Source organism: Acidilutibacter cellobiosedens (assembly GCF_004103715.1).
In the GTDB taxonomy this organism is placed as follows: domain Bacteria; phylum Bacillota; class Clostridia; order Tissierellales; family Acidilutibacteraceae; genus Acidilutibacter; species Acidilutibacter cellobiosedens.
Window position 1 is genome coordinate 1,484,152 of record NZ_CP035282.1, and the last position, 24,536, is coordinate 1,508,687.

Here is a 24,536-nt window from a genome sequence, read left to right on the forward strand (position 1 = left end):
AAAAGAAAAACGAAAGAAATATCTGAAAACTTGTAGAGACAAATTAATATGCTATAATAGAATTAATTCGGAAGATGAAAGATTAGAGGAATGATTAATTATGAATATAGTTATTACTACCCTTAATTCAAAATATATTCACTCGGCTCTGTCTCTCAGATATTTAAAGAGTTTTTCGTCGGAAATATCAGATATGGATATAGCGGAATTTACTATAAATCAAAATGCTGATTATATTGCAGGAGAAATATTTAAGATGTCTCCGGATATAGTGGCTTTTTCCGTTTATATATGGAATGTCAAGCAAATATTAAAGATATGCAGAATCATAAAAATAGTAGACCCTCATATAAAGATTATATTGGGAGGACCGGAGATTTCTTTTGAAAAAGAGAATATATTGGATGATATTCCTTATGTGGATTTTATTATATCGGGAGAAGGAGAAGAGACTTTTAAGGAACTTTTATTAGCCTTAACAGAGAAAAAAGAAGACTTTGATTTAATAAAAGGTTTGACCTTTAGGAAAGAAAACAGGTCTTTTAAAAATCAAGGGAGAGATTTAATCAAAAATTTAGATATAATACCGTCTCCATTTTTGAACATAAAAAAGGACGAACTTAAAGATAAAATAGTGTATTTTGAAAGCTCAAGAGGTTGTCCCTTTAACTGCAAATTTTGCCTTTCTTCAACAATCAAAGGAGTAAGGTTTTTCACAATAGACAGGGTAAAAGATGATCTAAAACGATTAATAAAGGCAGAGGTAAGGCAAGTTAAATTTGTGGATAGGACATTTAATGCTGATAAAGAATATGCCATGGAAATAATGAATTTTATAATGAAAATGAATCCTCAAAATATGAATTTTCACTTTGAAGTTACTGCTCATCTTTTAGACGAAGATATGCTGGAATTTTTAAGCCATGTAAAGGATGGATTGTTTCAATTTGAAATAGGGGTTCAATCAACTAATGAAAAAACGTTGGAGACTATAGGCAGAAAAACAGATATAAAAAAGTTGAAAAGAGTAACTAAAAGAATTAAAAGCTATAGAAGTATTCATCAGCATTTAGATTTGATTGCGGGGCTTCCCTTTGAAGATTATGATTCCTTTAAGAATTCTTTTAACGAGGTCTATGAATTAAGGCCGGAAAAGCTGCAACTGGGATTTTTAAAACTTCTTAAAGGGTCAAAATTGAGAGAAGACAAGGAATTGTATGGTTTTAAATTTTTGAATGAGCCTCCTTATGAGGTACTGGAGACGGATAGTATCAAATACAAGGATATGCTGAAATTGAAAACAATTGAAGATTTAGTTGAAAAATATGGGAATGATTCTTCCTTTGAAAACACTTTGGAATATGTCATTAAAAATTATTATAATACTCCTTTTGATTTTTATGAGGATTATGCCGATTATTGGGAACAAAAGGATTATCATAAAATTTCCCATAGTAAAAGAGAATTATATAGAATAATTTATGAGTTTTATAAAGAAAGAATTAGTGATAATATTGAAATATTCAATGAAATATTAAAATACGATTATATTTTCTATAACAAATCATCAAATTTGCCTGAATATATTAAACGGGCAACTGGCGTTGGAAATATTAATAAAAAGCACGATATACTTAAGGATGAAGAAATTTTAAATAATTATCTCCATGATTATTCCGATATGCCGACTAAAAGGATATTAAATATTGTTCATATGGAAACTTTCCCTTTTGATATCATTTCTTTTATAGAGGAAGGTTATAAAATAAGAGAAATTAAAAAAGACAAGAAAGATTTGATGTTTGTTTATGAAAATGGAGTGATGAATAAATGTAAAGTTTTTGATATAACGAAAATTGCCAATAAATATGAGGAGTGAAGATTATGGACTTGATTAAAGACTTGTTCTTTGTAAATGGAGCGGTAATAAAAAAAAGTTCTAAGAGTTTTTTTAAGAATTGGATGATCATTTTTACCGGTTTTGTGTATACAATTATTTCTACAGTGGCATTTACTCTGATTAATACATTATTTCAAGGAATTTTAAATATAATTGCGGGACTTTTAACAGCTATTCTTGTTAGCAGTTTGGTGTCCAATTATCTGAATTTATTATATGGCGTAATAAAGTATGACAAAATTTCTATTCAAGATTTTAAAGAAGGATTTAAGCAATATATATGGAAAATATACGGTATATATTTTATAATTTGGATAGTAAGTTATCTTCTCGAGGGAATAGGCGGAATTGCGGGTTCCAACGGAGGAGCTTTAATGAATATTATTACTATTGGGGCATTTATTATTTTTAACCCACTGCCGGAAGTTATATATCAAAAGGACAGGAGTTCTTTGGAGTCTTTGACTTATTCCGCAGGATTTATGGCTGAAAATTGGATTAATTGGATAATTCCTAATTTGATTTTTTCTTATGTTCTTTATAAACTGACAGGGGGGATTATCTTAGATCTGTTAACCACTCATATAGCATTTAATTTTGATTTCTCATTGTTTGGAATTGGGAAATATTTGGTTGAACAGATTGTTTTTTCTTTTACCATGATTTATAGGGGCCATTTATTTGATATTCTTAACACAAGCACAAGAAGAAAAAGATTATATATGAGGAAATACTATGATTAAGGGTGATTGCCATGGATAAAATTGAAAAATATTTTAAAAGAAAAGCTGATAAAATTTCTTTCATTGAAATAAAGCAAAATACATCGGTAAAGGTGGGAGATTACATTGTTACCGGTGATTTGCCTTTACCTGTAATTACGGATGTATTTTTAAAGGAGATCAAAAAAGGGAATCTACAAGACGATATAAAGGTATCATATATTATAGAAGGAATTATTTTTTTAATGGGGACAGACCATGATTTTAAATATAATGATAAATATAAAGAGATATTAAAAAAATATAATTCCGATATAGAAAGTTATATTTTTTATAAAGGATTAAAAGAAGTAGAAAATGAAAATTATGAAAAAGGAGCAATATTATTTAGAACACTGACTAATTTAAACCGGGAACATATTAACGGATTGTTTAATCTGGGAATATGCTATGAAGGAATATCCTATGGAGAGAAGGAATTGAAAGAGGACTTTCTTAAAAAATCGATGGAAACATTTGAGAGCATACTTGATTTGAATCCTAAGTATTCCCTTGCTTATTATAAATTGGGATATTATTATAAAACTTTTGGACAATTTGAAAAAGCGAAGCTTTCCTGGGAGAAATTTATTTTGCTTAGTAAAGATTCGGAGAGAAAAGATGAAATAAGAGAGGAAATAGAAAAAATAGCAGACAATGCATCGTATGAAAGGGGATGTAATTTGTTGTTTGCCAGAAATTATTCTGCCGCAATAGACGAATTTACTCATTTGGAAAATCGTTATAAGGACTTGTGGAACATTTATTATATGAAAGGGTTAACTTATAAAGGGCTAAATGATTTAAATTCTTCTATTGAAAATTTTAAAAAGGCAGCAGAGCTTAATCCTAAGAGCTCGGATATATTTAATGAACTGGGGATTGCTCTATATGGAGTTGGTAATTTTCAGGATTCAATAGATGCTTTTTCAAAAGGTATTAACATTAATGATAAAGATTATAGAATAATATGCAACAGAGGAATAGTATATTTTCAGATAGGAATGTATGATGAAGCGAAAGAGGATATAGACAGAGCATTTTCAATAAATCCTCAAAATAAAACAATTAAGGATGTTAAATATAAGTTGGAAAAAATATTAGGAACAAATTAATAATTGGGGGAGGGTAAAAAATGATAAACAAATTAGAAGAATTGCTTAAAATAAAATATGAAAAGAAGATGAAGTTGGCTGTAGTGGCATCTCAAGACCATGAGGTCTTGGAGGCTGTATCGGAAGGAGCAAATTTAAACATTATAGAGCCAATTTTAATTGGAGATATAAATAAAACTAAGAAAATTGCCCAAAAATATAATATATCAATTAATAAATGGAAAACCATAGATGAACCGGATTTGAAAAAGTCGGCGGAAATCGGAGTTAAACTTGTAAGTCAGGGAAACGCAAATTTTATAATGAAAGGTTTGGTGGATACGCCAACACTTATGAAGGAAGTATTAAATAAAGATTACGGATTGAGAACGGAAAACCTTCTCAGTCATACAATGATATATGAGACAAAAAATTATTATAAATTCATTTTGCTAACAGATGGAGGAATGAATTTAATTCCAAATGTAGACGAAAAAGAAAAAATTATAAATAATGCAGTAAAAGTGGGGCATGCCCTGGGAATGAAAAAAATAAAGGTAGCTTGCCTGGCGGCAAAGGAAAAAGTTGATAAAAAGATGATTGCAACATTAGATGCGGGCGAACTTAAAAAGAGGTATGAGGAAGGAAAATTTGAAGATGGGGTAATAGTAGACGGACCCATGGCATTAGATTTGGCCGTTTCAAAAAAAGCTGCTCAGATTAAAAATTATAATAGCGAAGTGGCAGGGGATGCGGATGTGTTTTTAGTTCCCAATATTGAAATGGGAAATGGAATAGGAAAGAGTATTACCTATTTCGCAGACGGAAAATCTGCCGGCGTTATAATGGGAGCTAAAGTGCCGGTAGTTTTAGTATCGAGGGCTGATTCTCATGAATCCAAATTGTATTCAATCGCTTTGGGAAGTTTAGTTTCACAACATATGACAAAATAACTTGAAAAAAGAAGAAAAGAGAAGATAAATGCCTTAAAATATGAGTAATATCAAATTTATTTAAATAATATGAATTTGATTTATAGAAAAACATGTGTTAGTATATAAAACGTTGTTGTAAAGATGACTTTATTAAAAATATTATATTTTAAGTTTTAAAAGTTGTTGACAAGTAGCGCATATTATGCTATAGTAATAAAGCAACTTAAGTGAACCAAGAAAATTAAACAGTGGGAATAAATTTGAGTAAAAAATAAGTTATAAAAAAGAAGTTAGTGTTTGATAAGAGCAAAGGCAAACTTTAAATTGAGAGTTTGATCCTGGCTCAGGACGAACGCTGGCGGCGTGCTTAACACATGCAAGTCGAGCGAAGGAATACTTAGGAAGCCTTCGGGAAGAATACGTATTTCTTAGCGGCGGACGGGTGAGTAACGCGTGAGGAATCTGCCTCGCACAAGGGGATAGCCTCGGGAAACCGGGATTAATACCCTATGATACTTACACTGCGCATGCAGAGTAAGTTAAAGGATATCGGTGTGAGATGGCCTCGCGTCCCATTAGCTTGTTGGCAGGGTAAAAGCCTACCAAGGCGACGATGGGTAGCCGGCCTGAGAGGGTGAACGGCCACATTGGAACTGAGACACGGTCCAGACTCCTACGGGAGGCAGCAGTGGGGAATATTGCACAATGGAGGGAACTCTGATGCAGCAACGCCGCGTGAGCGAAGAAGGTTTTAGGATCGTAAAGCTCTGTCCTAGGGGAAGATAATGACGGTACCCGAGGAGGAAGCCCCGGCTAACTACGTGCCAGCAGCCGCGGTAATACGTAGGGGGCGAGCGTTGTCCGGAATTATTGGGCGTAAAGGGTGCGTAGGCGGCTGAATAAGTCAGATGTGAAAGGTTAAGGCTTAACTTTAATAAGCATATGAAACTGTTCAGCTTGAGTTAAGGAGAGGGGAGTGGAATTCCTAGTGTAGCGGTGAAATGCGTAGATATTAGGAGGAATACCAGTGGCGAAGGCGACTCTCTGGACTTAAACTGACGCTGAGGCACGAAAGCGTGGGGAGCAAACAGGATTAGATACCCTGGTAGTCCACGCCGTAAACGATGAGTGCTAGGTGTTGGGTGTCAAAGCTCAGTGCCGCAGCTAACGCAATAAGCACTCCGCCTGGGGAGTACGATGGCAACATTGAAACTCAAAGGAATTGACGGGGACCCGCACAAGCAGCGGAGCATGTGGTTTAATTCGATGCAACGCGAAGAACCTTACCAAGGCTTGACATCCCTCTGAGATAGGTAGAGATACTTATGGCTTTTAGGAGACAGAGGAGACAGGTGGTGCATGGTTGTCGTCAGCTCGTGTCGTGAGATGTTGGGTTAAGTCCCGCAACGAGCGCAACCCTTACTTTTAGTTACTAACAGGTAAAGCTGAGGACTCTAAAAGGACTGCCGGTGATAAATCGGAGGAAGGTGGGGATGACGTCAAATCATCATGCCCTTTATGTCTTGGGCTACACACGTGCTACAATGGTCGGTACAGAGGGAAGCGACACCGCAAGGCGAAGCAAATCCCAAAAAGCCGATCCCAGTTCGGATTGCAGGCTGCAACCCGCCTGCATGAAGCTGGAGTTGCTAGTAATCGCAGATCAGCATGCTGCGGTGAATGCGTTCCCGGGTCTTGTACACACCGCCCGTCACACCATGGGAGTTGACAATACCCGAAGCCGGTAAGCGAACCCGAAAGGGGAGCAGCCGTCGAAGGCAGGGTTAATGACTGGGGTGAAGTCGTAACAAGGTAGCCGTATCGGAAGGTGCGGCTGGATCACCTCCTTTCTAAGGAGAATTTAATTCCCACTGTATTAATTTATAAATAATATATTAATAGAAAATATTAATATAATGTGGTTTTAACTCTTTGGGGGTGTAGCTCAGCTGGGAGAGCACCTGCCTTGCAAGCAGGGGGTCAGGAGTTCGAATCTCCTCATCTCCACCAGAACCTTGAGAACTGAAAAAGAAAGAAGAAGAAAAGAAATAGGTCAAGCAAATAAGGGCATAGGGTGAATGCCTTGGCATCGGAAGCCGAAGAAGGACGGGGTAAGCGCCGAAATGCTTCGGGGAGTCGCAAACAGACATAGATCCGGAGATATCCGAATGGGGGAACCCGCCTGAGCAAACCTCAGGCATCATGCACTGAATAAATAGGTGAATGAAGGGAGACTGGGGGAACTGAAACATCTAAGTACCCCAAGGAAGAGAAAGAAAAATCGATTTTCAGAGTAGCGGCGAGCGAAAAGGAAAGAGCCCAAACCGGAGGGTTAAACCTTCGGGGTTGAGGACACAACATAAGGAGAGAAGAAAAGCAGCCGAAGGGACTGGGAAGTTCCGCCAGAGAAGGTGAAAGCCCTGTAGGCGAAACAAAGAAACTCGACAGTTGTGAACCAGAGTACCACAGGACACGAGAAATCCGGTGGGAAGCAGGGAGGACCACCTCCCAAGGCTAAATACTAACCGATGACCGATAGAGGAATAGTACCGTGAGGGAAAGGCGAAAAGAACCCCGGGAGGGGAGTGAAAAAGAACCTGAAACCCTATGCCTACAAGCAGTAGGAGCACTATTAGAAAGTGTGACTGCGTACTTTTTGTAGAACGGGCCAGCGAGTTACGATATGCAGCAAGGTTAAGCAGTGAAGCTGCGGAGCCGTAGGGAAACCGAGTCTGAATAGGGCGGAAGTTGCATATAGTAGACCCGAAACCGGGTGAGCTACCCATGGTCAGAGTGAAAGGGAAGTAAAATTTCGTGGAGGCTCGAACCGATTAGTGTTTAAAAACTATCGGATGAACTGTGGGTAGGGGTGAAATGCCAAACGAACCCGGAGATAGCTGGTTCTCCTCGAAATAGCTTTAGGGCTAGCCTTATGGAAAGTGAGATGGAGGTAGAGCACTGAATGGTAAAGGGGCACAAAGTGTTACCAAAACCTATCAAACTGCGAATGCCATACTCATAGAAATAGGAGTCAGACTGCGGGAGATAAGTTTCGTAGTCAAAAGGGAAAGAGCCCAGATCACCAGCTAAGGTCCCAAAGTGCAGGTTAAGTGGCAAAGGATGTGAAGTTACGGAGACAACCAGGATGTTGGCTTAGAAGCAGCCATACATTTAAAGAGTGCGTAATAGCTCACTGGTCAAGTGACGTTGCGCCGAAGATTTCCGGGGCTAAACCTGACACCGAAGCTGTGGGATAGAAATATCGGTAGAGGAGCAATCTGTGAGGAAGAAGCTATACCGGAAGGAGTAGTGGACAAAACAGAAGAGAGAATGCTGGCATGAGTAGCGAAAAGGCAAGTGAGAAACTTGCCCGTCGAAAGCCTAAGGATTCCTGAGGAAGGCTCGTCCGCTCAGGGTAAGTCGGGACCTAAGCCGAGGCCGGAAGGCGTAGGCGATGGACAACAGGTTGAGAATCCTGTACCAAGAATATGCGATAGAGAGATGTGCTGACGCAGGAGGATAAGATGAGCACACAGACGGAAAAGTGTGTCTAAGCCTGAAGTAAGCTTTCACAGGGAAAACCGTGAAAGAGTTATGAGAGGTGATGGGGAGCGAAAATAGAAGTAGCGAAGCATCCGAATCCAAACTGCCAAGAAAAGGCACTATCGAGTATATAATTGCCCGTACCGGAAACCGACACAGGTAGGCGAGGAGAGAATCCTAAGACGCACGGAAGAACCCTTGTTAAGGAACTCGGCAAAATAGCCCCGTAACTTCGGGAGAAGGGGTGCCGGAAGAAGAGAAGGCCAAACGGCTGGGAAATAATCCGGCCGCAGTGAAAGGGCCCAAGCGACTGTTTACCAAAAACACAGGTCTCTGCGAAGTCGAAAGACGAAGTATAGGGGCTGACACCTGCCCGGTGCTGGAAGGTTAAGGGGAAGAGTCAGTAGAAATACGAAGCTTAGAACTTAAGCCCCAGTAAACGGCGGCCGTAACTATAACGGTCCTAAGGTAGCGAAATTCCTTGTCGGGTAAGTTCCGACCCGCACGAAAGGTGTAACGACTTGGGCACTGTCTCAACAAGGGATCCGGTGAAATTGTAGTACACGTGAAGATGCGTGTTACCTGCGACAGGACGGAAAGACCCCATGGAGCTTAACTGTAGGCTGACATTGGATTTTGATATCATATGTACAGAATAGGTGGGAGGCATAGAAGTAAGTGCGCCAGCATTTATGGAGTCAAAAGTGGGATACCACTCTTATGATATTGAAATTCTAACCAAGTACTGTGAAGCCAGTACAGGGACACTGTCAGTTGGGCAGTTTGACTGGGGCGGTCACCTCCCAAAGAGTAACGGAGGTGCTCAAAGGTTCCCTCAGTACGGTTGGAAATCGTACGAAGAGTGTAAAGGCAGAAGGGAGCTTAACTGCGACACATACAGGTGGAGCAGGAAGGAAACTTGGACTTAGTGATCCGGTGGCACCGAGTGGAAAGGCCATCGCTCAACGGATAAAAGCTACCCTGGGGATAACAGGCTTATCTCCCCCAAGAGTTCACATCGACGGGGAGGTTTGGCACCTCGATGTCGGCTCGTCTCATCCTGGGGCTGAAATAGGTTCCAAGGGTTGGGCTGTTCGCCCATTAAAGAGGCACGCGAGCTGGGTTCAGAACGTCGTGAGACAGTTCGGTCCCTATCCGTCGCAGGCGCAGGAAATTTGAGAGGAGCTGTCCTTAGTACGAGAGGACCGGGATGGACAGACCGATGGTGAATCAGTTGTCTCGCCAGAGGCAGAGCTGAGGAGCTAAGTCTGGGAAAGATAAGAGCTGAAGGCATCTAAGCACGAAGCAGACCTCAAGAAGAGATTTCCCACTCCGGAAAGGAGGTAAGACACCAGAAAGACGAACTGGTAGATAGGTCTCGGGTGGAAGAGTAGCAATACTTTAAGCTGAGAGAAACTAATAAGTCGAGGGCTTGACCTAAAGATTCTTCTTCAAAGTTTTCAGGGAAAAGGGAAAGGAAAAGGAAAAAGGATTTGGTGACAAAGACGAGAGGGAAACACCTGTAACCATACCGAACACAGAAGTTAAGCCTTTCAGTGCTGATGGTACTTGAGCGGAAACGCTCTGGGAGAGTAGGACGTTGCCAGAACATTCTTGGGTAGCTCAATGGCGGAGCAACCGGCTGTTAACCGGTAGGTTGTGGGTTCGAGCCCCACCCCAAGAGCCAAAAGAAAAGATAAGCCGGGGTGGCGGAACAGGCAGACGCACAGGACTTAAAATCCTGCGGTCCTTAAAAGATCGTACCGGTTCGATTCCGGTTCCCGGCATTAGGGTTGGCTATATCGCGGGGTAGAGCAGTCTGGTAGCTCGTCGGGCTCATAACCCGGAGGTCGTTGGTTCAAATCCAACCCCCGCAACCATAAATTTGGCGGCGTAGCTCAGTTGGCTAGAGCATGCGGTTCATACCCGCAGTGTCAGCGGTTCAAATCCGTTCGCCGCTACCATACAATATTAATAAGTTAGAGGCCCTATGGTCAAGCGGTTAAGACATCGCCCTTTCACGGCGGTAACTCGGGTTCGAATCCCGGTAGGGTCACCAAAAAAACAAAAGGGCGCATAGCTCAGCTGGGAGAGCACCTGCCTTACAAGCAGGGGGTCATAGGTTCGAGCCCTATTGCGCCCACCAAGAAAAAAATGTAGTGGCAAAAGTGAGTAGAAGTAATAATATATAAATAATGGTAAGTAAAATGCGGCCTGGTAGTTCAGCTGGTTAGAATGCCAGCCTGTCACGCTGGAGGTCATGGGTTCGATCCCCATCCAGGTCGCCATAAAAACAATATAACAAATGATGGAATCGAAGGCAGAAATTTAATAAACTTGCTGGTGTAGCTCAATTGGTATAAGCAGAGAACCCAAATCGTGTATTTCGATTTGGAGTGAATCGCTTAGTGGAACAGTTAGAATAAGCAGTGTTGTAATTTTAAGGCAGAGATTTTAATACATGCTGGTGTAGCTCAATTGGTATAAGCAGAGAACCCAAATCGTGTATTTCGATTTGGAGTGAATCGCTTAGTGGAACAGTTAGAATAAGCAGTGTTGTAATTTTAAGGCAGAGATTTTAATACATGCTGGTGTAGCTCAATTGGTATAAGCAGAGAACCCAAATCGTGTATTTCGATTTGGAGTGAATCGCTTAGTGGAACAGTTAGAATAAGCAGTGTTGTAATTTTAAGGCAGAGATTTTAATACATGCTGGTGTAGCTCAATTGGTATAAGCAGAGAACCCAAATCGTGTATTTCGATTTGGAGTGAATCGCTTAGTGGAACAGTTAGAATAAGCAGTGTTGTAATTTTAAGGCAGAGATTTTAATACATGCTGGTGTAGCTCAATTGGTATAAGCAGAGAACCCAAATCGTGTATTTCGATTTGGAGTGAATCGCTTAGTGGAACAGTTAAAATAAGCAGTATTGTAGTTTTAAGGCAGAAATTTAATAAACTTGCTGGTGTAGCTCAATTGGTATAAGCAGAGAACCCAAATCGTGTATTTCGATTTGGAGTGAATCGCTTAGTGGAACAGTTAAAATAAGCAGTATTGTAGTTTTAAGGCAGAAATTTAATAAACTTGCTGGTGTAGCTCAATTGGTATAAGCAGAGAACCCAAATCGTGTATTTCGATTTGGAGTGAATCGCTTAGTGGAACAGTTAAAATAAGCAGTATTGTAGTTTTAAGGCAGAAATTTAATAAACTTGCTGGTGTAGCTCAATTGGTATAAGCAGAGAACCCAAATCGTGTATTTCGATTTGGAGTGAATCGCTTAGTGGAACAGTTAAAATAAGCAGTATTGTAGTTTTAAGGCAGAAATTTAATAAACTTGCTGGTGTAGCTCAATTGGTAGAGCAACTGACTTGTAATCAGTAGGTTGGGGGTTCAAGTCCTCTCACCAGCTCCAGGAGGGGTTCCCGAGTTGGCCAAAGGGGACGGACTGTAAATCCGTTAGCTGAGCTTTCACTGGTTCGAATCCAGTCCCCTCCACCACAAAAAAAATAATATATGCGCGGGAGTGGCTCAGTGGTAGAGCATCGCCTTGCCAAGGCGAGGGTCGCGAGTTCGAATCTCGTCTTCCGCTCCATGAAATTATTTTTAGCTATGCGGGTGTAGCTCAGTGGTAGAGCCCCAGCCTTCCAAGCTGGTTGCGAGGGTCCGATTCCCTTCACCCGCTCCAGGAGATATATATGGCGGCATAGCCAAGAGGCAAGGCAGAGGTCTGCAAAACCTTTATCCCCAGTTCAAATCTGGGTGCCGCCTCCAGAGGAGTAGCTATAGCTCAACTGGATAGAGTGCTTGACTACGAATCAAGAGGTTTGGGGTTCGAGTCCCCATAGCTACATTAAATACAGTAAATAAGCGGATTTAAGCAGAATTGCATATAAGAAAACTTATACGCAGGGATAGTGATTATTTAAAGAAATTTAGGTAATCACTATACCTGTTTTTTTGTTTGAGGATGTGAAATTGATGAAGAAACCTAAAAAAATAGAAATGGATGGAGTAGAAAATATAAAAAACGAATAAATAATCTTGTACAAATATGAATAATTTGGTAAAATAGAATAAAGGTAATCGGAAAAGCAGGTGTGATCGCTGCCTCCATTCACTAAAGAAGGGAGGTGGTGCGGTATGAATACATATGAATCCATATCTTTAATGATTATGTTTTCTATGTTTGTAATATCGCTAATCTCCTTAATTGTTGGCTTAACAGCCAACAAAAAGGGAAAAAAATAAATCACCCTGCCAGTCACAGGGTGATTTGTAAGATCTAATCATCTGGTGGCAATCGCATTATTGCGACGCCGATTACCTTATTACTATTATACCATAAACAAGTAAAAAGTAAACATATGTATTAAATTTTATTATATTTATAAATTGCAAGTTTAATTTTCAAAGTGTTTATGGAAAATAGTTATAAATTATTGTAACTATTTTTTAACCAATAAAATGATAAATTTGATATACTATAATAAATATTAAGAAGTTGAAAATAAGGGGGAGTCCAATGAAGAAATTTATAATTTTCTTAATTTTCGCATTATGCATATTTACGGGAATATTTTTTTTATATAAATATGTACCTAATGCTGAAACAGTATCTTATAGTTATGATGAACCTACACTTATAATAGAAGATGACGTTATAACAGATAATGATGATTCCCTATTGATTGAAGATAATAACATATTTTTATCATACGACACAATAAAGAAGTTTATAGATCCAAATATATTTTATGATGAAAATGAAGGGACAATTGTAATAACTACTATTAATAAAGTAATTAAAGCTAAAATAAATGAAGATAAAGCATCAGTAAACGAAAGAGAAGTTCAACTAAAAAATTCTATTATAAAAGTTAATAATATATTATATATTCCTATAGAATTGTTTCCGGAGGATTATAAAACTGATATAAGATATATAAAAGAAAGAAATACTGTGATTATTGATTTTAAAGACAGACAATACCCTATAGGAGAAGTTTATACCGTAAATGGAACTGTGAGAACAGGGCCTTCCATTAAGTCACCTTTACTTTTAGGAAAGGTGGAAGAAGGAAGTAAATTACTCATATTCGAAGAATATGATAAATGGTACAAGATAAGAACCGAAGAGGGAATAGTCGGGTTTATCGAAAAAAGATATGTAAAGAAGGATTTGGCTCAAAAAAAGGGAGAAGAGGTTTCTGATGGAGCGGTTTCAGAAAAAATCAATATTACATGGGATTATATAGGGGACTATGGAGGAAATATTGATAAAATTCTTCCTGTTCACGGGTTAGATATTATTTGTCCTACTTTTTTTTCCATAACAGATAAAGATGGAACAATTAAAGATAAAGGAAATCAACAGTATGTTTCTAAATATCAATCTTTAGGATATAAAGTATGGGGATTAGTATCCAATAGTTTTGATCCGGATGTGACAGGGGAAGTTCTCAAGAATACATCTTCGAGAGAGCAGCTCATAAATAAACTTTTAGAGATCTATATTAATTATGGGTTAGATGGAATAAATATTGACTTTGAAAATGTATACCTAAGGGATAAAGAGCTTCTTACCCAATTTGTAAGAGAGCTGACTCCCATATTCAAGGAACATAATATGGTAGTTTCCATAGATGTAACACCGATATCCTCCAGTGAAAACTGGTCGAAGTTTTATGATAGAGTAGAATTGGCAAGGATTGTTGATTATATAGTAATTATGACTTATGATCAATATTGGGCGGCAAGTCCTAATGCAGGTTCGGTAGCTCAGTATACATGGGTAGAGGAAAGTATTAAAAATATAATTAATGAGGTACCTAATAATAAGCTGATACTTGGAATACCTTATTATACAAGATTATGGAAAACCGATTCCGATGGGAAATTAAGCTCTGTAACATTATCCATGGATGCTCAGGATAAATTTGTTGCCGATAATAATATGATTAAACGTTGGGATAAGGAAAGCGGACAATTTTATGGGGAAGTTGATAAAGAAGGAGAAAATTATAAGATATGGCTTGAAGACGAAAATTCTATTAAATTAAAAACGTCTCTTGTAAACAAGTATGATTTAGCGGGAGTTGCTTCCTGGAGGAAAGGATACGAAAAAGAAGAAATATGGGAAACCATAAGTAATAACATAAGATTAAACTAATATTTTAATCTTTTTTCCTATTTTAATTTCATTCTTTGTTACTATGGAATTATACCCAATGATGTTTACTCCGCAGCTTTTAGCTCTTTTTACATTTTCTCCGAACTTTTTATCCATCAGATAATTTGGTGTAAAGATAGATATATTTTCCATTTGTATTAAAAAGAAGATAAAGCCTTCAAGGCCCTCTTTTTTTGCTTTTATCATTTCTTCAACGTGTTTTGCTCCTCTTTCCGTAGGAGCATCGGGAAACAGCGCCAATTTATCTTTTTCGAGAGTCACTCCCTTTATTTCAATAAATCCTTTTTTCTTTCCTCTTTCATAATATAAATCAAATCTTGATTTGTCAAAGACGACTTCCCTTCGAATATAAGTTATATCTTTAAATTCGTCTATTTTTCCGCTCTTTATAGCTTCATATACTACTTTATTGGGGGCTTGGGAGTCGATGTTTATGAGAGTATTTTCTTTAAAAGCCGATATAATCGAAAATTTAGTTTTTCTGTTAGCGTTATTTGACTTTTCAAGATATACTTTTGTTCCGTAGACGAGGATTTCTTTACATCTTCCTGTATTTTTCACATGGACTCTTTCTACATTATTATCAATTAGTACTTCAGCAATAAATCTGTTGGGACGATTTAAAAATATTCCCTCGATAACATCATTATATTTCAAAATATTCCTCCTAAAAATTAAATTAATATTTGGATTTCAGCGATGAGGAATAAAATATTCATTCCTCATTGCCGTTCAATTTATCCGTAAATATTCTATTAGACTTTAAATCTTGATACAATATTCACCAATGTGTCAATACTATTTTTTGAATATTTTACTTGCATTTTAACTTCATCGGCCTTTTCAAGTACCCTGTTTAATTTTTCCGCGATACTTTCGGTTCCTTCCGCACCCTCGGATGTTGCCGATGATATTCCTTCAATTTCTTTAAGCATACCTTCCATGGAATTGAATATTTCCCTGGAGTTTTTGTTGAAATCATTTATGAGGTTATTTGTAAGAGCCGTATCGCTTATGTACTGTTCCATCGTCTTCAGTATTAAATTGTAGTCGTTGTTGATATCGGAAGCTATAAATTCAAGCATATTATTGGAATTTACGGAAAGGTTACCAACGGAATCTATTACGTCCTTGGTAATACCCTGTATTTCGGTTGCAGTCTGTTTTGAGTATTCCGCTAACTTTCTTATTTCTCCAGCTACTACCATAAATCCCTTTCCGGCATCTCCGGCTCTTGACGCCTCTATGTTTGCATTAAGGGCTAACATATTGGTTTGGGAAGTCACATGAAGTATCGCTGATGACAGTTTGTTTATTTCATCAACGGATTCAGCCCTCTTTAATGCTTCTTCAAGATTCTTTTTTGTTTCATCCAATATTTTAGACAAGCTGTTTTGAGATAATAGAAAATTATTTTTTAATTTTAAAGCCTTTTCACTGATTTCCTTGGCAGACAAAGCGCCTTCTTGTGCTTTTACAGTGATTGATTCTACGGATTTTTTAATATCTGCCGAAGAGTTTTTCATTTCTACAGTGGAAGTTGCAGTTCTTCCCATACCTGACGAGATTTCTTCCGTGATAGAAGACAGTTCCTCAATCATGGTATTGAGCTGAGAAATCGAATGAGTGGAAGTGTTAACAAAGCTGTTTACGTTGTTGGCCTCAGACATAACATTTCTTATTATTTCCGATACGCTTATGTTTATTTGGTTGAAACTTTTTGCTAAATTGCCTATTTCATCTTTCCTCTTTGTATATTTATCATTTAAAATCAGTGTAAAATCTCCATTTGCCATTTTGTCACATTCTCCGGTTAAAAATTTAATAGGTTTGTCTATTCCGACAGCTATGATATATGATACAAGTATTCCTATAAGGGAGGATATTGTGGAAATAATTATAAATTTTGTTTTCAATTCTGTAAGTCCGGAAAGTACTTCTTTTTTATCCATCTCTACAGCAACAGACCATACTCTTTCCTTTACCGGAGCGTATCCGATAAGCTTTGGAGTTCCGTTAAATTTATATTCTCCAAATCCGGTTTTCCCTTCCGACATTAAAGTCTGAAGGTTGCTGAAATTTTCAAATCCCTCAGCTGTTTTTGTAATATTGCCGGAGATGGTAGCCGATGAGCCTGCGTCGGTTTCGTTTTCTTTGACAGTTGCTGACGAGCTGACATCTGCTTTGTCTTGAGTTACTGTTGCACTGGAGCTTGCGTCAACTATTTTTGATATTATACTTTGGTCCGAATGGGCAATAGTTTTTCCTTCCTTGTTGATTACAAAAGCACTTCCTGTTTTTCCTAATTTTGTTTCTTTTGCCAAATCGCATAACTCATATCCATCTCTGAAAGCAATTAATGCACCTATTGTATTTCCGTTATTTTTTATGGGCACAGCATATACCATAACGATGGAATCGCTCCCTTTGTCCTTGATGGGATCTGTTACAGTTTTTTCACCCGACATAGCATTTTTGAAATATTCTTCGCCTTTTAAATTGGACTTTTGACCGTTATTGTATATGGCATTTCCGGATTTATCTACTATTGCCATTTTTAAATATCCGGATCTTTTAACCTCCTTGTCCATCATATTTATAATTTCGGATATATCCTCAGGGCTTTTCTCAACATAGGATATTTTTGTATTCGACGATATTATATCCAAAGAACTCAATTCTTTGGATATTCCATATTCGATTACTTTTGAAGCCTCCAATGCAAGTTGAGGCATTGTATCTTTTGTATTTTCAATTAAAGCCTTAGATGAAGTATTATAAGACTGGATACCTAATCCCGTGCAGATAATAATTAATAAAATAGCCATAAATGTAGCAATTCTTATCTTGATATTTTTCATTAGTATCTTCTCCTAAAAAATATTTTGTTTTTCTTCTTATACCCCAAATATACTACAATACTAAAATTTTATCATAATAAAATTTTACTATCAATGATTTTCGTGTTGATTTCCGATGGTTTCGGCGGTATCTGTATCAACCTTACAAAACTGTAAAGATTAAATAGGATTCTTTTGATATAATATTACCGAAATTGGAAAAGTTAAGTACGAAAGGAGGATATATCAATTTTATAACGGAAAATTGATATGGATGTACGATGGTATTCAGCAGCTTGGTATTTTTATTCGTGTTTTTACCGATAGTCTTGATTCTTTATTATATTTCAAGTGATAAACTAAAAAATTACATATTGCTGGTGTGCAGTTTGTTTTTCTATGCTTGGGGAGAACCTAAATATATTTTTCTGATGATCATATCGATATCTGTAAATTATGTTTTTAGTATTAATATTTCAAGAAACAATAAAACAAAAAGAATGTGGCTTATATTTTCACTCATATTTAATCTGGGAATCCTGATTGTATTTAAATATACAAATTTTCTTGTGAGAATTATAAACTCAGCAGTTAATACTAACTGGCATCTTCCATATATACCGTTACCATTGGGAATATCATTTTTTACGTTTCAAATAATGAGTTACCTGATCGATGTTTATAGGAATGACGCAGAAGTACAAAAAAATATTTTTGATTTGGCATTATATATAAGTCTATTTCCTAAACTCATAGTTGGTCCGATAGTACAATACCGAAGGGTAGGTAAACAAATAAGAAATAGAAAACATTCATTGAATAAATTTGCCCTAGGGGTAGAAAGATTTATAATCGGGCTGGGAAAGAAAGTCATATTTTCTGAACAACTTGGCATTGTTGCAGATGCTGCTTTTAACTCTCAGATATCGGATTTATCTGTTATGGGCGGCTGGCTTGGAGTTTTGTGTTATACCCTTCAAATATATTATGATTTCAGCGGATACAGTGATATGGCAATAGGACTTGGAAAGATGTTTGGATTTGATTTCCCGGAAAATTTTAATTATCCTTATATTTCTCAATCAATATCGGAATTTTGGAGAAGATGGCATATATCCTTGGGGAATTGGTTTAGGGATTATGTATATATACCATTGGGAGGAAACAGATCGGGGTTAAAAAAACAGTGCAGAAATTTGTTTATAGTATGGCTTCTGACGGGCATATGGCATGGAGCTGATTGGACTTTTATTGCATGGGGATTGTATTATGGAGTACTTATAATTTTTGAAAAATTGTTTATGGGAAGATGGCTGCATAAATTGCCTGAAGTGTTTAGACATGTATATTTGGTATTTTGGGTTATGATAGGATGGATATTTTTTAGATCCGAAAGTATAATTCAAGCAAAAAATTTTATAAAAGTTATAATGGGTATTAATGACAATCTGCTGTATGATAATTCGTTTTTGACATATATAGATAATTCGGGATATTTAATTATCTTAGCGATTTTATTTTCAACTAATGTAATACCAAAGATGAAAGATTTAATGAAAAGAAAGAATAAAAATTTGTTTGAGAATAACTTAGGATATTGCTTACATTCCGTATTTTTATCTTCCATATTGTTTATCGCTGTAATATTGTTAGTAAATTCCACTTATAAGCCATTTTTGTATTTTAACTTTTAATATGAATTTAAATATCAAAAAAATAATGTGAAAAAGGGATGATTATAATGAGCAACAATAAGGCTAAGTGGATAGCCATTCCTTTTATAATAATAATTTTAAGTATATTTTTTGTCAACATAATTGTCGGGGATAAAACGATTAGTACTCAGGAGAATAGGACGTTACAGCAAAAACCTACCATAGGGGATCTGAAAGACGGGACATATGGGGATAAATTTGAAAGTTATTTTTCCGATCAGTTTGTGTTTAGGGAAGAGTTATCTAAAATATACAGCAGAATGAAAATTGCTATAGGGAACAGTAAGATCAACAGTTATTATTATTTGCTTGAAGATAATTGGATTATGCCGTCTCCTTCTAAAATAATTCCGGATTCGGAATTAAAGGATATGGCAAAGGAGATAAACGGTTTAGCTGAGATAGGTATAAAAACCGGGAAAAAGGTATACTATGTATCTACTCCTCATAAAGACAGTGTGCTGTCCTATTTATATCCAAAGCATACTGATGGATTGGATAACACATTAAAAAATGAAAAGAATGTGGAGAAATATTTTGATACGACAAAAATTAAAATTATAAATATAGACGAATATTTTTTAAGTAAATTTACAGAAAAGGAAAGAGAAAAATTGTATTTTAAAACTGATCATCATTGGAATGGAATAGGTGCATTTGAGGGATTTAAATATATTATAGAAAAGATGGACATGCCCGGAGTCAATCCTTCTTGGGACAAATACGTTACAACAACATATGATAAAGGAAGATTTTTGGGAAGCTACAACAAGAATATTGGGAATTTGGTAAAAGAAAAAGAATCAATACCTTATGTTTATTTAAAAAACAAACCTCATTATGAATTTTTTACATTTGACGGGGTTAAAGAGATTAAAAAGAGAGAAGAAGATTTTGTTGCTACCCATAGAAACAGGAAGGAAATAATATATGGCGGTGCATACATGTTCAGCAGCGCATGTTCTATTCTAAAGATAAGAAATAAAGACGCTTTGTCAGATAAAAAAATAATTATATTTATAGACAGCTATCAGCCTCCCACCTCATTAATGTTTGCAGATGTGTTTTCTGAAGTTCAGCTTGTGGATCCGAGGTATATTGAAAAATTGAATATGAGTGTTGAAGATATAATAAAAGAAAGCGATGCTGATATACTCATGTTTATGTATAACAACAGAGGATTTAAAGAAATGATAAACACGATGGAAGAACACGGTTAAAATTTTCTGATTAATTGATTGCTGTTGAACCTTACAAAACTGTCAAGAAAACTGTAAGGGTAAGGTTTCACCTATTTTAAAGAAGATGAAGAAAATATAATTCCAGAGTTATGGTAACTCACAATGAAGAAGTGGCATTTACGACGGATATATGTATAACCGTGAGAGACGGAAATGAAGAAAAGACATATAAATTGGTCGGCATATTAAGGGACAGGCTGATATAATAAAGTAAAATTAACCAAATATTAAAACATTTAATTTTTTATGGGGGTAGATACGCGATTTAGTTTAGAGGAATGGGAATTTTAAAAAATTACAAAATTATAAATATAATGATATTATTTGTAATTATTTTGTAACTTTTGGGTGTTATAATATTAATAACGATGGAGTTAATATATTTACCTTAAAACCTTCGGATTTTTTGATTGGGGAAACTAAAATATTTAATAACTCAGGGGGAATCTAAATGATTAAGTTATTAATTGCAGAGGAGGAACCAATTGTTGCTGAAAGGTTGGAGTTTATTTCAAAATCCGCAGATAATAAATTAAAAATCGATATAATATACAATTTCGCTGATGTATTAAAATATGCAATATTGGATGATTATGATATCTTCTGCCTTGATACGAAATTCAAGGGTACTTCCGGTTTTGAAATTGCAAAAAAAATAAGAGATATGGCTAAGTACAAGCTGACTCCCATTATATTTATTGCTGAATCCTTAAAGAATGAAGATAAAATAACGGCTTTTGAAGAAATACACTGTTATGATTATATAGTCAAGCCTTTCACAGATGAAAGATTAAAGAAACCGCTATATGAAATAATATGCAACAAAATAAAAAAGAATGGGAAGAACGAATATCTTGATTTGGTAGATAGAGGTTGTTCGTATCATATAAATCAGAATGACATAGTCTATATTGAGATTCAGAACAAAAAATTGGTGATTACAACCGTAAAAAAGAAAATAGTACTGCATACTTATACGCTGCATAATATTTTAAATAAACTGACATCAAATTTTGTACAGTGCCATAAAAGCTATGCAGTAAACCTTAATTATATAAAAAGAATCGAGCCGGAAGGCAATGTTATTAGTCTTGAATGTACGGATTCGATTATCCCTATAGGAAGAAAATACAAGAAAAATCTAAAGGAAAAGATTTGCAGACCATATTGATTTCCTTATTATTACAAAAAAATGCTGTTCGAGATGTTGTTTGAGGTGTTGTTTGAGGTGTTGTTTACGTAAATCTATTGACATGGTAATTTTAAGGTGATATTTTTAAATTAAGGAAATGGACAAGTTCAAATATTTGATTTGAGAATAGATAATAACACATTAATAATTTTTAATTAAGGGGTAATGTTATGGTAAGTCTGCAAGATAATATGGAGATAAACAAAGAAAATTTAATAATTTACGAAAAAAATAATTTAGTTGTAATATACAATAAAGTGTTGGGGAAACACTTTATTGTATCGGAAGAAGTATATAACTTTTTCAAAAATGCTTCCGAAGAAAAAATTACCTTTGAAGAATTTATAGATTGTTTTCAAGATGAAGAAGACAGAAAGTATATAAAACAAGTCATTTATTGTTTAACACAGATGGGTGTATTTACTTCCAAGAGGAAAGGAAGTCTTGAAAAAAAGGTAAATTTCATGGGAGAAAATATACATTTTTGCATTACCAAAAGGTGTAATCTTAAATGCAAGCACTGTTGTGCAAGTTGTGATATCAATAGATCGGATACTTTGAGTACTGAACAAATTAAAAATATAACGGATATAATTGAACCTTTGAATCCGAAAACAGTGGTACTGACAGGAGGAGAACCTCTAATAAGAGACGATTTTTCAGAAATAGTAAATTATATGAAAGAAAAAATAAAAAACATATGTTTAGTATTATCGACAAATGGAACATTGATTGATGATAAAAATATTGATTTAATTGTTGAGAAATTTGATAGAGTCGAAATAAGCTTAGACGGGATAGATGAAGAAACATGTAGTGCCACAAGGGGAAAAGGTATATTTGGAAGAGTAATAAATTCGGTAAAATGTTTGCAGAAAAAAGGATTTTACAATATAGGGTTATCCATGGTATTCGGTGACAAAAATATGAACCTCAGTAAACAATTCAGAGAATTAAATAAATCTTTGAATACGAGAGCGTTGGAAAGATATTTTGTTCCGGAAGGAAGGGGAAAGGAGAACGTGTTGGAATACTGTTCTGTAAATACCAATTTACCTATTTCAATTCCTAAAATGCTTCATAAGTTGTATTATGACGAGGGAAAAAGAAGTAAGAAGATAAGCTCATGCTCGTGCAGTGCTTTTAAATCACAAATATATATAGATGATGATGGAAGCATATATCCGTGTCCATCCTTAATAAAAGAAAAATATAAAATAGGAAGTATATTTGAGAGAGAAACGGTATTGAATATAAAAGACAAAAATTTGGATAAAATTGATGCTTATAAAAGATTTCAAGGCTTATATCCCTTCAATTTTGAAAAATGCAGTAAATGCGATGTAAATATATTTTGCTGGAACTGCCCGGCAGTTTTGGATATCGCAAAAGAAGATGAGGAAGATTTTAAAAGATGGTGTAGTATGATGAAACCCGTTTTAAACGGAATTGTCTGGGATGAAGGGGTGATTTAATGGATTTTACCTTATTTGCAACATCCAAATGTAACTTAAAATGCAGATATTGCTATGAAGGGAACAAGAAGTCAAACAGGGATATGACAAAGGAAACGGCAGATAAGACAGTTGAATTTATAGCAGACAGAATTAAAGAATCAGGCAGCTCAGGGCTGATAAATATAACGTTTCACGGAGGAGAACCTTTACTGAATTTTGAACTGATAAAATATATATCATCTTGTATCTTGAAAGAAATCCACAACGAGGTTATCTTTAATATGACAACTAACGGAACAATAATGACGGACGAAATGGTTGATTATATAAAAAATCATATAAACAATATATCCGTCAGTATAGACGGGACAAGAAAGGCCCATGACTTAAACCGGACTTTTTACGATGGAACAGGTTCTTATGAAAAAGCGGTATTTAATGCCGAGAGGCTTTTAGCTAAAGGTATAAACGTAAGAGGAAGAATGACTTTTGACTCTCAAAATGTGGGGGAATTGTATGAAGGGGTTGAATCACTGGTCGATATGGGATTCAGATATATAGTTTCCGTAGCGGATCTTTATGATGAAAGATGGAATGAAGAAAATATAGAGATATTGAAAAAGCAAATACTTAAAGTATCAAATATAAAGAAAAAAAACCCACATCAGGAGATTTCACTGACGGCAGCAGATTTATTCAGCAGAAAAAAGGGAGATTGTTTCGGAGGTGTTGCCAACTACACAATAGATTCCGACGGCAGTATTTATCCTTGTACTTTCAGTGCCGGAAACAAAGATTTTGTTATAGGGAATGTAAATGACGGAAATCTGTTGAAAGAAAGAATATGCAAACTGATTGAAATATATCAAAAGGAAAATAAATGCTGCGCCGGATGTACAAGATATGAATACTGCGAAGGAGTAAGGTGTAAAATCCTGAACAAATTGATAACAGGAGATTATACAACCCCTCCCGGCATAGTATGTGCCGTGGAAAATATAAGGGTCGATATTATGAAAAAGTTGCTTAATGTTTCTTGACAAATGCAACAAGCCGGCATAATAATTGATATCGGTTGCCGGCCTGAGCACAGTTAAACAGCAAAATCAGAAAATATACCGGAATATTCATACAGGGTATTTCTGTTAATGCTGAAACTTATATTAAGGAACCAAATATAAATTCAACAAAGATGGAAGAAATCCTGCTTGAATATAGATGTAAAATCCAAAAAATATTTATAATAATGGGATTTTACAAAACTATAATCATGAAAGGGGGATAAAAAATGCTAAAGATCAAGAAGATAGAGAATAAAATAGAAGTTAAAGACGTAGCAGGGCAAAATGATCCATGTAAATATTATTGGGAAGATGAAGGGAAAAAAGGAAAATATGATTGTTTAGTTGACTGCTATGATCACTCAGCTCCATATGGCTCAGACTTGTATTAAATAAAATATGATTTAGATTAAGTTTTATAACCTGTACTAATTTTATCAAGGTAGGCTGTAGATAAAGTTATAATTAGTCTGCCTTGATAAATTATTTTCTATAATTTGTGAAACGCATTATCTAAAATGTATAAATTGGAAGAAAATAAACTTGTTTTTTTAATTAACCTTACAAAACTGTCAAGAAAACCGTAATGGTTTTGTAAGGTTTATCTG

14 protein-coding genes, 14 tRNA genes and 3 rRNA genes are annotated in these 24,536 nt (G+C 35.8%); 29 read left to right on the forward strand and 2 right to left on the reverse strand.

The genetic code is table 11. The features are described 5' to 3' along the window. The first annotated feature begins 100 nt into the window (after positions 1-100). The 23 genes from EQM13_RS06990 to EQM13_RS07100 all read left to right on the forward strand — a co-directional run bounded on the left by EQM13_RS06990 (position 101) and on the right by EQM13_RS07100 (position 14,401). A complete protein-coding gene (locus tag EQM13_RS06990; protein WP_128752317.1) occupies positions 101-1,879 on the forward strand; it encodes a B12-binding domain-containing radical SAM protein in 1,779 nt (592 codons plus the stop codon). Between the two features lie 5 nt (positions 1,880-1,884). After that, positions 1,885-2,643 carry a hypothetical protein gene (locus EQM13_RS06995; RefSeq protein WP_071141013.1) on the forward strand — a complete coding sequence of 253 codons (759 nt, stop codon included), beginning with the start codon at positions 1,885-1,887 and terminating at the stop codon, positions 2,641-2,643. A gap of 11 nt (positions 2,644-2,654) precedes the next feature. Continuing rightward, positions 2,655-3,776: a tetratricopeptide repeat protein gene (locus tag EQM13_RS07000; protein WP_071141012.1), complete on the forward strand. Its 1,122-nt coding sequence runs from the start codon at positions 2,655-2,657 to the stop codon at positions 3,774-3,776. Between the two features lie 20 nt (positions 3,777-3,796). Continuing rightward, positions 3,797-4,708, forward strand: coding sequence for a bifunctional enoyl-CoA hydratase/phosphate acetyltransferase (locus EQM13_RS07005; RefSeq protein WP_071141011.1), 912 nt, complete (start codon positions 3,797-3,799; stop codon positions 4,706-4,708). Between the two features lie 302 nt (positions 4,709-5,010). Continuing rightward, a 16S ribosomal RNA gene (locus EQM13_RS07010) occupies positions 5,011-6,540 on the forward strand. Positions 6,541-6,624: 84 nt separating this feature from the next. After that, positions 6,625-6,700, forward strand: a tRNA-Ala gene (locus EQM13_RS07015). A 41-nt stretch (positions 6,701-6,741) separates the two neighbouring features. Beyond that, positions 6,742-9,673: ribosomal RNA gene (locus tag EQM13_RS07020) — 23S ribosomal RNA — on the forward strand. Positions 9,674-9,725: 52 nt separating this feature from the next. Then, positions 9,726-9,842, forward strand: a 5S ribosomal RNA gene (gene rrf, locus EQM13_RS07025). The 16S, 23S and 5S rRNA genes sit together here with 8 tRNA genes alongside, the layout of an rRNA operon. 3 nt (positions 9,843-9,845) lie before the next feature. Next, a tRNA-Asn gene (locus tag EQM13_RS07030) sits at positions 9,846-9,920 on the forward strand. Positions 9,921-9,933: 13 nt separating this feature from the next. After that, positions 9,934-10,020: transfer RNA gene (locus EQM13_RS07035), tRNA-Leu, on the forward strand. Positions 10,021-10,036: 16 nt separating this feature from the next. Next, positions 10,037-10,113, forward strand: a tRNA-Met gene (locus tag EQM13_RS07040). A gap of 7 nt (positions 10,114-10,120) precedes the next feature. Next, positions 10,121-10,197 (forward strand) — tRNA-Met (locus EQM13_RS07045). Between the two features lie 20 nt (positions 10,198-10,217). Then, positions 10,218-10,292, forward strand: a tRNA-Glu gene (locus tag EQM13_RS07050). 11 nt (positions 10,293-10,303) lie between these two features. Continuing rightward, positions 10,304-10,379: transfer RNA gene (locus EQM13_RS07055), tRNA-Val, on the forward strand. Between the two features lie 65 nt (positions 10,380-10,444). Further along, positions 10,445-10,521 (forward strand) — tRNA-Asp (locus tag EQM13_RS07060). A gap of 1,047 nt (positions 10,522-11,568) precedes the next feature. Continuing rightward, positions 11,569-11,644, forward strand: a tRNA-Thr gene (locus EQM13_RS07065). Continuing rightward, positions 11,645-11,730, forward strand: a tRNA-Tyr gene (locus EQM13_RS07070). It begins immediately after the preceding tRNA gene. Between the two features lie 19 nt (positions 11,731-11,749). Beyond that, a tRNA-Gly gene (locus tag EQM13_RS07075) sits at positions 11,750-11,824 on the forward strand. A gap of 19 nt (positions 11,825-11,843) precedes the next feature. After that, positions 11,844-11,917: transfer RNA gene (locus EQM13_RS07080), tRNA-Gly, on the forward strand. 12 nt (positions 11,918-11,929) lie between these two features. Beyond that, positions 11,930-12,003 (forward strand) — tRNA-Cys (locus EQM13_RS07085). Positions 12,004-12,008: 5 nt separating this feature from the next. Beyond that, positions 12,009-12,082: transfer RNA gene (locus EQM13_RS07090), tRNA-Arg, on the forward strand. A gap of 290 nt (positions 12,083-12,372) precedes the next feature. Next, positions 12,373-12,480, forward strand: a complete 108-nt coding sequence (locus EQM13_RS18390) for a putative holin-like toxin (RefSeq protein WP_128752318.1) — start codon at positions 12,373-12,375, stop codon at positions 12,478-12,480. Between the two features lie 274 nt (positions 12,481-12,754). Then, positions 12,755-14,401 carry a glycosyl hydrolase family 18 protein gene (locus EQM13_RS07100; RefSeq protein WP_128752319.1) on the forward strand — a complete coding sequence of 549 codons (1,647 nt, stop codon included), beginning with the start codon at positions 12,755-12,757 and terminating at the stop codon, positions 14,399-14,401. On the opposite strand, the gene sfsA is transcribed toward EQM13_RS07100, so the two are convergent. Together sfsA and EQM13_RS07110 are read right to left on the reverse strand one after the other, a co-directional pair. Continuing rightward, positions 14,393-15,079 carry a DNA/RNA nuclease SfsA gene (sfsA, locus tag EQM13_RS07105; protein WP_071141140.1) on the reverse strand — a complete coding sequence of 229 codons (687 nt, stop codon included), beginning with the start codon at positions 15,077-15,079 and terminating at the stop codon, positions 14,393-14,395. The two genes, EQM13_RS07100 and sfsA, sit on opposite strands and share 9 nt — an antisense overlap. Before the next feature lie 98 nt (positions 15,080-15,177). Continuing rightward, positions 15,178-17,283, reverse strand: coding sequence for a methyl-accepting chemotaxis protein (locus tag EQM13_RS07110; protein ID WP_071141141.1), 2,106 nt, complete (start codon positions 17,281-17,283; stop codon positions 15,178-15,180). A gap of 410 nt (positions 17,284-17,693) precedes the next feature. On the opposite strand from EQM13_RS07110, the gene EQM13_RS07115 reads away from it, so the two are divergent. The 6 genes from EQM13_RS07115 to EQM13_RS18395 all read left to right on the forward strand — a co-directional run bounded on the left by EQM13_RS07115 (position 17,694) and on the right by EQM13_RS18395 (position 24,320). Continuing rightward, a complete protein-coding gene (locus EQM13_RS07115; protein WP_206172919.1) occupies positions 17,694-18,956 on the forward strand; it encodes an MBOAT family O-acyltransferase in 1,263 nt (420 codons plus the stop codon). A gap of 47 nt (positions 18,957-19,003) precedes the next feature. Further along, on the forward strand, positions 19,004-20,197 hold the full coding sequence (locus tag EQM13_RS07120; RefSeq protein WP_128752321.1) for a DHHW family protein: 1,194 nt from the start codon (positions 19,004-19,006) through the stop codon (positions 20,195-20,197). Between the two features lie 472 nt (positions 20,198-20,669). After that, a complete protein-coding gene (locus EQM13_RS07125; protein ID WP_128752322.1) occupies positions 20,670-21,389 on the forward strand; it encodes a LytR/AlgR family response regulator transcription factor in 720 nt (239 codons plus the stop codon). 191 nt (positions 21,390-21,580) lie between these two features. Next, the gene (locus EQM13_RS07130) at positions 21,581-22,885 is read left to right on the forward strand and encodes a radical SAM/SPASM domain-containing protein (RefSeq protein WP_128752323.1); all 1,305 of its coding nucleotides are present in this window, start codon (positions 21,581-21,583) and stop codon (positions 22,883-22,885) included. Then, entirely contained in the window at positions 22,885-23,907 is a 1,023-nt protein-coding gene (locus EQM13_RS07135) for a radical SAM/SPASM domain-containing protein (RefSeq protein ID WP_128752324.1), read from the forward strand. Before EQM13_RS07130 ends, EQM13_RS07135 begins: the two co-directional genes overlap by 1 nt. Before the next feature lie 248 nt (positions 23,908-24,155). Continuing rightward, a complete protein-coding gene (locus EQM13_RS18395; protein WP_170177307.1) occupies positions 24,156-24,320 on the forward strand; it encodes a hypothetical protein in 165 nt (54 codons plus the stop codon). Positions 24,321-24,536: the final 216 nt, after the last annotated feature.